Consider the following 12,250-nt stretch of genomic DNA (forward strand, 5'->3'; position numbering starts at 1 on the left):
GCAAAAGGACCTATCAATGAATATGAAGAAATTAGCACTTACCTCAGCCGTTGTGCTAACGGCTGCAGTGTCTTCTGTTTCTGTAAACGCTGCAGATACGGTGCGTATCGCAACTGAAGGTGCATGGGCGCCATTCAACTACATTGACGATAGTGGTAAGCCACAGGGTTTTGATGTAGATATTGCATGGGCATTATGTGAGAAGATGGAAGCGGATTGTAAAGTCGTGACTCAAGATTGGGACGGTCTGATCCCTGGTCTGAAAGTGCGTAAATTTGATGCGATTATTGCGTCCATGTCCATTACAGAAGAGCGCTTACGTCAAGTCGACTTTACCAACAAATATTATTCTGGTGGTCTTCGTTTCTTGGCGCCAAAGGGCAAAGAATTTAATCTTGAAGAATTGGATGGCAAAGTCATCGGTGCTCAGCGTGCGACCTTAGCTGCTCAGTATTTAGAAGACAACTTCATGGGTAAATCAGACCTTAAATTCTACGATACTCAAGACAGTGTTTACCTTGATCTGATATCAGGCCGTTTAGACATCGTTTTGTCGGATGAGCTGCCTACATATGATTGGCTGAAAACATCGGGTAATGGCGACAAATTTGAATTTAAAGGTAAATCCTTTAAGAAAGAAGATGAAATCGGTATTGCGGTACGTAAGGGCGACGATCTGAAAGAAAAGTTCAACAAAGCGTTGGATGAAATTATGGAAGACGGCACTTACCAAAAAATCAATGCTAAGTACTTCCCATTCTCCATCTATTAAGATGAAAACAAACAATGCGCAGATTCTTTCCTGCGCATTGTTTATATTCAGACTGAGATATCTTTATGTTAGATCTTCATGGCTTTGGTGATCAGCTCTTACAAGGAGCGAGTATAACCATTCAGCTGGCGCTTTGTTCTTTAGCGGTTGGGTTAGTGCTCGGCTTGTTAGGGGCGTCCGCAAAACTGTCCAATATTAAACCTTTGCAATGGATAGCAAACTTTTACACGACGATCATCCGCGGTGTGCCAGAGCTGTTGACGGTATTGATCATTTATTTTGGTGCCACTACGGTACTGATGTCCATCGCCAGCGTATTTGGCTATGAAGAATATATAGAAATTGGTCCTTTTGCGGCAGGTGTTACAGCATTAGGACTAACGTTTGGCGCTTACGCAACGGAGGTTTTTCGTGGTGCGTTGCAAGCGATTCCTAAAGGGCAGCATGAGGCAGCCATTGTATTAGGGATGAGCTCACAGCGTAAATTCTTCCGCATTATTCTACCTCAAGTGTGGCGTGTTGCCTTGCCGGGCATTGGTAACTTGTTTTTGGTATTGCTTAAAGATACGGCTTTAGTCTCCGTGGTAGGTCTGGAAGACATTATGCGTAAGGCGAATGTTGCTGTAAGTAATACCAAAGAGCCGTTCCTATTTTATTTAGTCGCTGCGTTCATGTACTTAGCATTGACCATTGTGTCGATGGCAGTGGTGCACTTCTTAGAAAAGCGCGCGAGTCGCGGTTTGAGCCGAGGATAAGTACATGGAATTAGATTTTTCTGTTGTTATAGAGTATTTCCCGCGTTTGCTAACGGGCACTTGGATGACGATTAAGCTGGTATTGCTCTCAATTGTACTGGGCGCGCTTGTTGCGCTGCCGATTGCATTGGCTCGTATCTCGAAAAACTGGTTGATCAGTGGCGTACCCTTTGCATTTATTTTCTTCTTCCGAGGCACACCGTTATTGGTACAGATCTTTTTGGTGTATTACGGTGCCTCTCAATTTGAAGCGGTTCGAGAAAGCTTTATGTGGCCGATTCTACGGGAGCCATTTTGGTGTGCGATTATTGCCTTTACCTTAAATACCTCCGCTTACACGGCTGAGATCTTCCGTGGTGCGATTCAGGCAATTCCTGAAGGGGAAGTGGAAGCGTGTAAAGTCATTGGTATGACAAAGGCTCAAATGTATCGTCGTATTTTATTACCGCGAGCATTTGGTATTGTTTTACCTGCTTACGGTAATGAGATAATTTTGATGCTCAAAGCCAGTGCTTTGGCCAGCACGATTACATTGCTAGATTTAACAGGAATGGCGCGCACAATTATTGCACGTACCTATACACCAATCGAAATCTTCTTAGCGGCGGGTGGTATTTATTTAGTGATTAGTATTTTGGTGATTTACATCTTTAGGCAGGTTGAGAAGCGCCAGAATCGTTATTTAGGAACGCTATCGATCAAAGTACCTGATAAAGGTTAATGTTTGTTTTGGGTTTAAACGCTAAAAAAGAAAGGCGCACCCTAGGGTGCGCCTTTCTTTTTCGATCAGTATGAGAAGCGATTAAATTGCTTCTGCACCTGTTTCGCCTGTACGAATACGAATAACTTGCTCAAGGGCGGTAACAAAGATTTTGCCGTCACCAATTTTGCCTGTGTTAGCACTTTTTTGGATGGCTTCGATTGCTACGTCCACTTGGTCGTTATCAATCGCCAGTTCTAACTTCACTTTTGGTAGGAAGTCGACTACGTATTCTGCGCCGCGGTATAGCTCAGTGTGACCGCGCTGGCGACCAAAGCCTTTAACTTCTGTAACAGTGATGCCGTTAATACCAATTTCAGAAAGTGCTTCACGCACTTCATCTAGTTTAAAAGGTTTAACTATGGCTGTTACTAATTTCATAGATTCTCTCCATCTAAGGCAATGATTTTCTATAAATTACCATTCAAAAGCGGCCCCCGCTACTAAATGCATAAAATTGTTCTACAGTTAATGACGATATAGGGTGCGATGCTAGGTTTTAAAAGGGGGCGTAATGGATAAGCAGGATTTAATGAACTTTGAGGATGGTATGGATCAATTCATGTCTAATTTAAAAAAGAGTCTGCAGCGTGATCAATTGCATGTTACACACCAAACTATGCCCCAATGTTTGGATAGCTTTAAAGTAACGGGTGATCGTGCGAACGCGTATTTTCTTCGACTGGTTGTCATTGGTTATACCCCAACAACGATGCTAGCTCGTTTATCTTGGCTCGACGCGAAAGGGCGTGATCATATATGTTGCTATTTAAACAACGCATTTGAGGCCGTAAAACGTAAGAAAAATGGCTTGTGGGTGAGGGAAAAAAATATCCCTGAGGCGATGTGTTTACAGACTTGGAGTCGTCTGCAGTCTCCTGTTTAAGAAGGCTAAAACACAGCACCTTAGGGTTGTGTGCACTTATTAGAGTGCTATTTTATGTCGTTTAAGGCGTCTAGATCGTCGAACTTTTGCTCATGGTATGGGCGACTTAGTTCATGCACTGCATCAATGAGGTATTTTGGGCGTTCAGGGTCTACGAATTGGTGGATACCGTGACCTAGATTAAACACATGGCCTGTCCCTGAGCCATAACCTTCTAGTACCGCCGCAACTTCACGTTCAATAACGTCTTTGTCTGCATATAAAACGCATGGGTCTATATTGCCTTGTAATGCGACTTTATCGCCTACGCGTGCGCGTGCTTCAGCCATATCCGTCGTCCAATCCAAACCCAGTGCATCTGGGCCTGAAGCCGCCATGTTTTCAAGCCATTGACCGCCGTTCTTGGTAAACATAATAACGGGAATCTTGCGGCCTTCATGTTCGCGAATCAGACCGTCCATAATTTGACGCATGTACATCAATGAGAACTGCTGGTACATCGGGCCACTTAATACGCCGCCCCACGTATCAAAGATCTGCACCGCTTGAGCACCTGCTTTGATTTGGCCGTTTAGGTAATCGGTAACCGAGATAGCAAGCTTGTTAAGTAGTGCGTGCAACACGTCAGGCTGGGCGTACATCATGCCTTTGATGTGGCGAAAATCTTTACTTGAGCCTCCTTCGACCATGTAAGTAGCTAATGTCCAAGGGCTGCCGGAGAAACCAATAAGTGGAACACGGCCATTTAAAGCATGACGAATGGTGGTCACCGCTTTCATCACGTAATCTAGATCAGACACTTTGGCAATCGGTAGGGCGTCTACATCAGCAGCAGTACGAACCACATGCTTGAATTTTGGGCCTTCACCGGTTTCAAAGTACAGCCCCAATCCCATTGCGTCAGGAATGGTTAGGATGTCAGAGAATAAGATGGCAGCGTCTAGGTCATAGCGCTCTAATGGTTGTAAGGTAACCTCACAAGCAAACGCATCGTTTTTACATAGACTCAAAAAGTCACCTGCAGTCGCACGGCTTTGTCGGTATTCTGGAAGGTAACGCCCCGCTTGGCGCATCATCCATACAGGTGTTGCGTCAACAGGCTCTTTTAAAAGAGCGCGCAGAAAACGGTCGTTCTTGAGTTCTGGAAACATTCAATTTCTCCGATGAGTTTCAAGTTTTTCGGCATTTTACCTAAGTTGAATAAAAAAAAAGATGTAATAACCAGAATTTATGACTCGGGTTAAGAAAAATGCACTAAAACTTAGAAAAATAGACGATTAATCCCCTAGGTACCTCTTAAGGCTACCTTCCTGCACCAACGAAGCGGCATTGTCGATAATGCCTAGGTAATAAAGATCATCCATGACGGAAGGGAGCGCTTGTTCGACTTGTGCACTGCTCATACCTGCCTTGAAGCGAGGTGAATACAGCATTTTTAAAAGGATGAAGTCTAAAGGGGATAAGTAAATATCAGAGCTTATATCATTGAAAATTGATGGATACACTTTATTTGAGTCATTAGGGAGACCCATTAGTTGTGTGATTTCCTCGACAACGCAATCAAGGAGCCGGGCTCTTTGTCTAGCGTAATTAACAGGAATAATAATTACGCCGCGCTGTATTTCTCCAGCACGATTTACACCAAAGTTTCCAAGGCATACTGCTTCATCGAGTGCTCTTCTAACCGTTTTAGGATCACCAATATAGCGACGAACTTTGTTTTCCATATTTTCACGGCTTGTAAAGATCGCAAAAATATCAGCGTTATTACGTGTTGAGCTGAAATATATTGGCACTCCGGTAATACGAGATAAATGCTGTGCATGAGTACTCAATAAGCGAGCTTGTAGTTTGCTGTCTCCTTGTTCACTTTCAAAATAGAGCATAATAGGCTTTTGCCAACGGACAAGTCGTGCAGGCTTAGAGGTGTCGTATTCCCTTTGGAGAGCGATGACTTTGAAGCTATCTTGAATGTATTGTCGTTCTTGCCAATGTGATTTGCCCCCTGCTGAGTGTGCTATAGAGGTAAAGAGTGTCAATACAACAACAAAGATATAGTGCCGAGCGCGGGGACTATGGGACATTTGAGTATTCCTGCAATTTATCTTCTACATAGTGTAGTAAAGCATCGTAAGAATCGGGAGTGAATAGCAAGTTGTGGGGATTTTCAAGAATATCTTGGATGCGCATCTCACGTACTTCGGACACTTCCTTAGCCTGTAAGTGTAGTGGACCATGTAGTGCTTCATCATACTGACATGTGTAGACCTTGCCCCAAATGCGAAACCCTTCCCCCTCAGTGAAAAACATTCCTTGTGGTGCCAGTGTCAGCTCGACGCCAAGCTCTTCTTCAAGCTCTCTGCTCGCGCATAAATCATAGCTTTCATCTTTAGCAACGACGCCACCGGTTGTAATGCCAAAATAGCCAGGGCAAAAGGCTTTTGTATCGGTTCTTTTCTGAACTAATAAAGTGTCTTGTTTTGTGAACACTAAAATGAATGTTACACGGTGTATGTCTTGTTGAAAGTTCATTAAACGTCGAGGAATATCACCAATTACTTGGTTTTGGCGATCAACGAGCGTAATTATTTCATCAGTTTCAGACATAGGACTATTCTTAGTTGTAAGCAAAGCCAGAAGGGTAACGATTTAGCGCTGGATTTTAAAGACTTAATCCAATTCAGTAGGAGAATAGATAAGTTACGAAATTGCGACAGTTACTTAAGTAATTGAAAGTGCTCGACTGTCTCTTTCTTTTGTCAGCGAGAACTTTCGTTAGCATAGCCAGTATACGATTTAAATGGAGACCGTTGATGACATTGCCCAACCATGATTTTTTAGACTACACCTTGTCCAAACCAATAAATGACACGATAGAGCAGGTGGTCTTTGCCACAGGGAGTGCGCAGATTTTAGGGCAGGGCATTATTCAGCTGGAACCGATTGCCGAGGCAAAGCACAGCGTGGTGTTGTCGGCTGGCATTCATGGTAATGAAACCGCCCCCATTGAGCTGCTTAATACGTTACTAAAACAGATACTTGATGGGGAACTGACGCTCTCAATACGTTTGCTGATTATATTGGGTCATCCAGAAGCGATGCGTACGGGTGAGCGGTTTTGTGATGTAAACTTGAATCGACTTTTTTGTGGTGCATGGCGCAAATACAATGGACAAGAAGTGGCGAGAGCTCAACAACTGGAACACTCGGTAGCTCAGTTCTTTGAGGCGCATCAGACCGGGTGTAAACTCCATTACGATCTGCATACCGCCATTCGTGGTTCTGAATACGAGAAATTTGCCGTACATCCATTTACCCATGGCCAACCTTATCAGCAGCAACAGTTCGATTTCTACGCAGCAATCGGTTTGGAAGCGGTGCTGTTGTCTCATCAGCCAACCACAACATTTTCTTATCATTCGTATATTAATCATGGTGCGCAGGCGGCCACTATTGAGCTTGGGCAAGTGCATCCGTTTGGACAGAATGATTTGCTAAGTCTTGAAAAGCTTAGCAAGGCGCTCCAGTTGCTTATTGAGCAAGGCGAGTTGTCGTGCGCCGATGCAACGACCGTGAAGCTCTTCTCTGTTGTCGAGGTGCTTATTAAGGACGCTGATGATTATCTGCTTAAGATTGCTGATGATGTCAAAAACTTTACCGCATTTGAAGCGGGGTTTGAGCTGGCAACATCTAATGTGAGTCATTACCAAATTAAACAGAGTGGTGATGCGATTGTGTTTCCAAATGTGAATTTACCGGTAGGTCAGCGTGCGGGCCTAGTCGTGCGACAGGACAGTTGGGAAACCTTTCGTACGGTCTAATGAAACCTGCCATTAGGGATTGAGTGTAAAAATGAATGCTGTTATTGTTATGTTATAACATCTATTGTGGCTTGGATTTTTACTCATGTTTAAGTACGTATTACCTGCATCCCTTTTATTATCCGTATCAGCTTTTGCACAAACTCAAGTTGTCACCTCGGTGAAGCCTGTGTCTATGATTGTGTCAGCCATTGGTGGTGAGCATATAGAAGTGCAACAACTTGTTAGTAACCAGGCATCTCCTCATGATTTTGCTATGCGACCTTCTGATCTACGAAAACTTGATCAAGCCGATTTAGTTGTTTGGGTCGGAGAATCCCTTGAAACCTTTATGGAAAAGCCGTTAGCGAACCTTTCCGCTAAAAAAGATCTAGAGTGGATGGCATTAAATGATGCTTTCCTGCGTGAATTTGGTGACAAAGAAGCGCACAACCATGATGAACATCACGAAGGCCATGACCATGATGAACATCACGAAGATCATGACCAAGATGAACATCATGAAGACCACGACCATGATGAACATCATGAAGACCACGACCATGATGAACATCATGAAGACCACGACCAGGATGAGCATCACGAAGACCACGACCAGGATGAGCATCACGAAGAGCACGGGCATGAAGGTCACGATCACTCAGGCACCGATCCACATGTGTGGTTAGATCCGGTTAATGCGAAAGTTTTGGCAAAAGCCGTCACTGAGCAACTGATTTCAATCGATCCAGAGCACAAGCAGGATTACCAAACGAATTTCCAAGCCTTTATGAGTAGCGTAGAGCACGCAGATCATGATGTTGCTGAGCGATTAGCTGATGTCGCAGATGTGCCGTATTTCGTGTTCCATGAAGCTTACGGCTATTTTGAAAATCATTATGGGTTGAACAACAAAGGCGCCATTGCACTCAGTCCGGAGCGTAAGCCAGGCGCAAAAACTGTAGCGCATATTCGAGAAGAAATTGAAGAGCACAACGTTTCTTGTGTCTTCAGTGAGCCTCAATTCAGTCCTGCGATCGTCGAGACATTGATCGATGGAACCGATGTTAAAACGGCGGTACTTGATCCGCTAGGTACCAATATTGAGCTAGGTGCCGACAGCTACGCGATGTTCTTAACGGGTTTGGCAGACCAGTACATTTCTTGCCTTAAATAATCGACTCATGAACGTCTACCAATCACGGTAGGCGTTCTGCATTTGCCTCTGTATAATGGCGTCATATTCATCAGTTCGAGTTGACCCATGAGTGATACCCTTTCTTCTGTATCTTGTTCTACGGATACTCTGATCGACAGTGCTAAAACGACGTTAAAAACCCAAGGGCAAGCATTAATGGGCTTAGCCGAGCGCGTTGATACGCAGTTTTCTGACGCAGTCAATATGGCGCTTAATTGTCGTGGTCGCGTGATTATTTGTGGCATGGGGAAATCTGGCATTGTCGGGAAAAAGATTGCCGCGACATTAGCCTCAACGGGTACCCCTTCTTTCTTTATGCATCCAGGTGAAGCTTTCCATGGTGATCTTGGCATGGTACACCCAGATGACTTATTGATTTTGATTAGCTACTCCGGTGAAACAGAAGAAGTGATTCGCTTACTGCCATCTCTTAAAAGCTTCGGCAATCAATCAATTGCCATCGTCGGTAATTCACTGTCCACCTTAGCGAAACACTGCGACAGTGTGTTAGACATCGCTATTGACCGAGAGGTGTGTCCAAACAATTTAGCGCCTACTACGTCGACCACGATGACGATTGCTATGGGCGATGCATTGGCTGTTGCGCTAATGCAGTGCCGTGACTTCCAACCTCAAGACTTTGCGCGTTTTCATCCAGGAGGAAGCTTAGGGCGTAAGTTGCTAACTCGCGTGCGCGATCTAATGCATAAAGATAATCTACCGTTTTGTACACCAGATACATCGCTTCAAGAAGCCATTGCCGTCATGACAAAAGGTCGTAAAGGTGTGGTTTTAGTGAAAGAAGATGAGCGTTTAGTGGGCATATTTACCGATGGTGATTTACGTCGCTCAATGCTACATGATGCGGCAGGGATGTTGACTAAAACCATGGCCGAATTGATGACGGCGAATCCCAAAACCATTTCTCAAGAGACGATGATTGTCGAAGCAGAAGAACGTATGCTGCGCGATAAAATTACCCTATTGGTAGCCGTTGATGACACAAAAAATGTCGTTGGCCTATTAGAAATATACGACCGTTAAACTAAAGGAACTCCAGAGTATGTCTGAAACCAGCAAAATTATTCGCATTGGTGACAAGGTAGAAGTTGCAAACCACCTACCGTTCGTATTATTCAGTGGTGTGAATGTGCTCGAGTCTCGTGACCTTGCGATGAAAGTGGCGGAAGAGCATGTCAAAATCACGGAAAAGCTTGGTATTCCTTATGTGTTTAAAGGGTCTTTTGACAAAGCTAATCGCTCTTCTATCAATTCATTTCGTGGTCCTGGCCTAGAAGAAGGTTTGAAAATTCTTCAAGAAATAAAAGACACATTTAATGTGCCGGTGATTACAGACGTTCATGAGAATGAACAATGTCAGCCAGTTGCTGAAGTCGCAGACGTAATCCAGTTGCCCGCGTTCTTATCTCGTCAAACTGATCTTGTGGTTGAAATGGCGAAAACCGGCGCGGTGATTAATATCAAAAAAGCACAGTTCTTAGCGCCGCATGAAATGAAGCACATCATGACCAAGTGCCAAGAGGCTGGTAACGATCAACTAATGCTGTGTGAGCGCGGTACTATGTTTGGTTACAACAACTTAGTGGTTGATATGCTGGGCTTTGGTGAAATGAAGCAATTTGGGTTTCCGGTGATGTTTGATGTGACCCATGCGTTACAACGTCCTGGTGGTCGTTCAGATTCAGCTGATGGCCGTCGAGCGCAAGTCACTGAACTGGCGCGTGCGGGTATGTCATTAGGCCTTTCAAGCATGTTCCTTGAAACACACCCAGATCCAAACAATGCTAAGTGTGACGGCCCGTGTGCTTTACCTTTAGACAAGTTAGAGCCTTTCTTGAAGCAGATTAAGCAGCTTGATGAGCTGGTTAAAACCTTTGAAACGTTGGATACCAGTGCCTAATGGATACGCAGTTTCTAGCGCAATACGCAGAGCTTGAGCAAGGCAATGTGTTGATGAAAAAACTGCCGTTTTTAAAACTGGCCATTTTTGATGTGGATGGCGTGTTGACGGACGGTGGTTTGTACTTTGATGGCAACGGCGAGATGATTAAACGCTTCAATGTCAAAGATGGTGTAGCGTTGAAACTGTTGCCACAGTGGGGTGTAGATGTGGCGGTGATTACCGCAAAAGACTCTGCACCTTTGCGTAAGCGAATGTCGGATCTTGGCATCAAACACGTTTACTACGGCTGTCATGATAAAGCAGCAGCGTTTGATGATTTGATGAAAACACTAAAGCTTGAGCCCGAGCAAGTGGCTTATGTGGGTGATGACGTCATTGATTTACAAGTGATGCCGAAAATAGGTGTGTCTTTGTGTCCTAACGATGCGCATATTCTTTTGCAGCGCCATTGTGATATTTGCTTACATAAAACGGGTGGGCAAGGGGTTGCTCGAGAAGTGGCTGACTTAATTCTAGCGACACGAATGGACCTTGAAGCGGCTTATGAGCTTGCCAAGCGGCCTGAATTTGAGAAAAAGTAATATGAATTTACCTCCGTTCCATATTGTCGTACCGGCGCGATACGCATCGCAGCGATTTCCGCAGAAAATGCTGGCTGATTTGGCAGGCAAGCCAGTCGTGCAATGGGTTTATGAGCTGGCACTTAAAGCAGGTGCTGAGTCGGTGACCATTGCCACCGATCACGAATCGATCTTTGCTGCGGCGAAAGCGTTTGGTGCGGACGCCGTGATGACACGAGACGACCATGAAAACGGTACTGAACGTCTGGCAGAAGTCGCTATGCTTAAGGGATGGTCTGGCGATGAGATCGTTGTTAATGTACAAGGCGATGAACCACTGTTGCCGATTGCGCTGATTCAGGATGCAGTTCGTGCCCTTGCCGAAGATGATGAATCTGAAATGGCGACCGTGGCGTGTCCCATTCATCGTCCAGAAGATATCTTCAATCCAAGTGTGGTGAAAGTTGTATGTGACGCCAAAGGCCGCGCCTTGTATTTTAGTCGTGCCACCATGCCTTGGGATCGCGATGGCTTTGCTCAAGAACCTAACGTTATCAGTGATGGTTATCCGGCTCTGCGCCACGTGGGTCTGTATGTGTATCGCGTGTCTTTGCTTGATCGCTACGCCCACATGCCGATGTCGCCACTTGAAAAGTGGGAAAAACTAGAGCAACTAAGGTTCCTACACCAAGGAATTAAGGTTCAGGTAGCGGTTACACAAGAGCTTCCACCGCATGGTGTGGATACACCAGAAGACCTTCAGGCGCTGACTCAAAAACTGTCTTCGCAGTAGGAGTAACTTGTGAGATTCAAGACATACGCATTGCTTGCAGTTTGGTTTGTCTTGGTCGCTTTCTTGGCGGTTGGACTGTATGTTCCTCTGCACTATTGGTCGCCTCAGCTGCGTGGGCTAATGCCTCAGGGCGTTAGCTTGATGCAAGTTTCTGGTCATTGGTGGTCTGGCCGCGCAGCATTGTCCGTTCCTTATTTAAAAGAACCTGCTTTGTTAAGCTGGACCACTGCTGGTTTTTTGTCTCCCATCTCGTGGCAACTTAATCATCCGAAAATAATGGGCTATGGCAAATTTAAGCCTGAACTGTCTGGTTTAAGTCTTTGGATAGAGGGCCTAAGTGCTCAAGCAAGCGCTTTAAACCCCGTGCTAGCAAAGCAGGGGATAGAACTGTCTGGTCAACCCATCACCGTGAGTCGTTGGTACAGTGATTATGTTTGGCAAGATCATACTTTTGATGCTTTTAAAGTTCAGGCCAATTGGCCTGAAGGGAACATCCGGTACCCAGCAGGAAATCGAGAGATTGAAGCACCAGTTAAGCAATGGCAATTGCATGGCTATTTGTCAGAGCAAGAACCTGTCGTCTCACTGCGCTCTTTGCAGGGAAGTGAATTGCTTGAGATAAAGTTGTTATCGACTCATGCATTAGAAGTGACTGTAATGCCAGAACTGATCGAGTCTCTGGGTCAACGTTGGCCTGGAAAAAAAGAGTATCCGGCATTTGTTGTAGTACGGCCCTTGAATGAGCTAAGGTAATAATCATTTCATGAAATCCTAGGTGCGATTTTCTTGCATTATATTACCT

At 44.9% G+C, this 12,250-nt stretch carries 15 protein-coding genes; 11 read left to right on the forward strand and 4 right to left on the reverse strand.

Features of this window, described 5'->3' with window-relative positions; all coding sequences use genetic code 11:
- The first annotated feature begins 16 nt into the window (after positions 1-16).
- The 3 genes from AYW75_RS04320 (at position 17) to AYW75_RS04330 (ending at position 2,248) form a co-directional block, all read left to right on the forward strand.
- Positions 17-772 carry a transporter substrate-binding domain-containing protein gene (locus tag AYW75_RS04320; RefSeq protein ID WP_067095874.1) on the forward strand — a complete coding sequence of 252 codons (756 nt, stop codon included), beginning with the start codon at positions 17-19 and terminating at the stop codon, positions 770-772.
- 65 nt (positions 773-837) lie between these two features.
- On the forward strand, positions 838-1,527 hold the full coding sequence (locus tag AYW75_RS04325) for an ABC transporter permease (protein ID WP_067031803.1): 690 nt from the start codon (positions 838-840) through the stop codon (positions 1,525-1,527).
- Between the two features lie 4 nt (positions 1,528-1,531).
- A complete protein-coding gene (locus AYW75_RS04330) occupies positions 1,532-2,248 on the forward strand; it encodes an ABC transporter permease (RefSeq protein WP_067095875.1) in 717 nt (238 codons plus the stop codon).
- A gap of 81 nt (positions 2,249-2,329) precedes the next feature.
- On the opposite strand, the gene glnK is transcribed toward AYW75_RS04330, so the two are convergent.
- Entirely contained in the window at positions 2,330-2,668 is a 339-nt protein-coding gene (gene glnK / locus AYW75_RS04335; protein ID WP_067095876.1) for a P-II family nitrogen regulator, read from the reverse strand.
- Between the two features lie 133 nt (positions 2,669-2,801).
- Here glnK and AYW75_RS04340 point away from each other — a divergent pair, with 133 nt between their 5' ends.
- Entirely contained in the window at positions 2,802-3,173 is a 372-nt protein-coding gene (locus tag AYW75_RS04340) for a hypothetical protein (protein ID WP_067095877.1), read from the forward strand.
- Positions 3,174-3,220: 47 nt separating this feature from the next.
- Here AYW75_RS04340 and hemE read toward each other — a convergent pair whose 3' ends face one another.
- From hemE to AYW75_RS04355, 3 genes are all read right to left on the reverse strand, one after another.
- Entirely contained in the window at positions 3,221-4,324 is a 1,104-nt protein-coding gene (hemE, locus tag AYW75_RS04345; protein ID WP_067095880.1) for a uroporphyrinogen decarboxylase, read from the reverse strand.
- A gap of 126 nt (positions 4,325-4,450) precedes the next feature.
- Positions 4,451-5,257, reverse strand: coding sequence for a DUF2927 domain-containing protein (locus AYW75_RS04350; protein ID WP_067095883.1), 807 nt, complete (start codon positions 5,255-5,257; stop codon positions 4,451-4,453).
- The gene (locus tag AYW75_RS04355) at positions 5,247-5,780 is read right to left on the reverse strand and encodes an NUDIX hydrolase (RefSeq protein ID WP_067095886.1); all 534 of its coding nucleotides are present in this window, start codon (positions 5,778-5,780) and stop codon (positions 5,247-5,249) included. Before AYW75_RS04355 ends, AYW75_RS04350 begins: the two co-directional genes overlap by 11 nt.
- 206 nt (positions 5,781-5,986) lie before the next feature.
- On the opposite strand from AYW75_RS04355, the gene astE reads away from it, so the two are divergent.
- From astE to AYW75_RS04390, 7 genes are all read left to right on the forward strand, one after another.
- Positions 5,987-6,994, forward strand: coding sequence for a succinylglutamate desuccinylase (gene astE / locus AYW75_RS04360; RefSeq protein ID WP_067095891.1), 1,008 nt, complete (start codon positions 5,987-5,989; stop codon positions 6,992-6,994).
- Positions 6,995-7,079: 85 nt separating this feature from the next.
- Positions 7,080-8,150, forward strand: coding sequence for a zinc ABC transporter substrate-binding protein ZnuA (locus AYW75_RS04365; protein WP_067095899.1), 1,071 nt, complete (start codon positions 7,080-7,082; stop codon positions 8,148-8,150).
- A gap of 87 nt (positions 8,151-8,237) precedes the next feature.
- Positions 8,238-9,215: a KpsF/GutQ family sugar-phosphate isomerase gene (locus AYW75_RS04370; RefSeq protein WP_067095907.1), complete on the forward strand. Its 978-nt coding sequence runs from the start codon at positions 8,238-8,240 to the stop codon at positions 9,213-9,215.
- A 19-nt stretch (positions 9,216-9,234) separates the two neighbouring features.
- Positions 9,235-10,092 carry a 3-deoxy-8-phosphooctulonate synthase gene (kdsA, locus tag AYW75_RS04375; RefSeq protein WP_067095909.1) on the forward strand — a complete coding sequence of 286 codons (858 nt, stop codon included), beginning with the start codon at positions 9,235-9,237 and terminating at the stop codon, positions 10,090-10,092.
- Positions 10,092-10,676: a KdsC family phosphatase gene (locus tag AYW75_RS04380; RefSeq protein ID WP_067095912.1), complete on the forward strand. Its 585-nt coding sequence runs from the start codon at positions 10,092-10,094 to the stop codon at positions 10,674-10,676. Before kdsA ends, AYW75_RS04380 begins: the two co-directional genes overlap by 1 nt.
- Before the next feature lies 1 nt (position 10,677).
- The gene (kdsB, locus tag AYW75_RS04385; protein WP_067095914.1) at positions 10,678-11,448 is read left to right on the forward strand and encodes a 3-deoxy-manno-octulosonate cytidylyltransferase; all 771 of its coding nucleotides are present in this window, start codon (positions 10,678-10,680) and stop codon (positions 11,446-11,448) included.
- A gap of 9 nt (positions 11,449-11,457) precedes the next feature.
- On the forward strand, positions 11,458-12,201 hold the full coding sequence (locus AYW75_RS04390; protein ID WP_067095915.1) for a hypothetical protein: 744 nt from the start codon (positions 11,458-11,460) through the stop codon (positions 12,199-12,201).
- Positions 12,202-12,250 lie beyond the last annotated feature (49 nt).

The sequence above is a fragment of the Marinomonas atlantica genome (assembly GCF_001639725.1).
Classification (GTDB): domain Bacteria; phylum Pseudomonadota; class Gammaproteobacteria; order Pseudomonadales; family Marinomonadaceae; genus Marinomonas; species Marinomonas atlantica.

Bases quoted from the DNA above. Each gene is read 5' to 3' on its own strand.
- AYW75_RS04320 (WP_067095874.1), top strand. From the start codon at position 17: ATGAATATGAAGAAATTAGCACTTACCTCAGCCGTTGTGCTAACGGCT.
- AYW75_RS04350 (WP_067095883.1), bottom strand. From the start codon at position 5,257: ATGTCCCATAGTCCCCGCGCTCGGCACTATATCTTTGTTGTTGTATTG.
- AYW75_RS04330 (WP_067095875.1), top strand. From the start codon at position 1,532: ATGGAATTAGATTTTTCTGTTGTTATAGAGTATTTCCCGCGTTTGCTA.
- astE (WP_067095891.1), top strand. From the start codon at position 5,987: ATGACATTGCCCAACCATGATTTTTTAGACTACACCTTGTCCAAACCA.
- AYW75_RS04380 (WP_067095912.1), top strand. From the start codon at position 10,092: ATGGATACGCAGTTTCTAGCGCAATACGCAGAGCTTGAGCAAGGCAAT.
- AYW75_RS04355 (WP_067095886.1), bottom strand. From the start codon at position 5,780: ATGTCTGAAACTGATGAAATAATTACGCTCGTTGATCGCCAAAACCAA.
- AYW75_RS04370 (WP_067095907.1), top strand. From the start codon at position 8,238: ATGAGTGATACCCTTTCTTCTGTATCTTGTTCTACGGATACTCTGATC.
- AYW75_RS04340 (WP_067095877.1), top strand. From the start codon at position 2,802: ATGGATAAGCAGGATTTAATGAACTTTGAGGATGGTATGGATCAATTC.
- AYW75_RS04325 (WP_067031803.1), top strand. From the start codon at position 838: ATGTTAGATCTTCATGGCTTTGGTGATCAGCTCTTACAAGGAGCGAGT.
- glnK (WP_067095876.1), bottom strand. From the start codon at position 2,668: ATGAAATTAGTAACAGCCATAGTTAAACCTTTTAAACTAGATGAAGTG.
- kdsA (WP_067095909.1), top strand. From the start codon at position 9,235: ATGTCTGAAACCAGCAAAATTATTCGCATTGGTGACAAGGTAGAAGTT.
- kdsB (WP_067095914.1), top strand. From the start codon at position 10,678: ATGAATTTACCTCCGTTCCATATTGTCGTACCGGCGCGATACGCATCG.
- AYW75_RS04365 (WP_067095899.1), top strand. From the start codon at position 7,080: ATGTTTAAGTACGTATTACCTGCATCCCTTTTATTATCCGTATCAGCT.
- hemE (WP_067095880.1), bottom strand. From the start codon at position 4,324: ATGTTTCCAGAACTCAAGAACGACCGTTTTCTGCGCGCTCTTTTAAAA.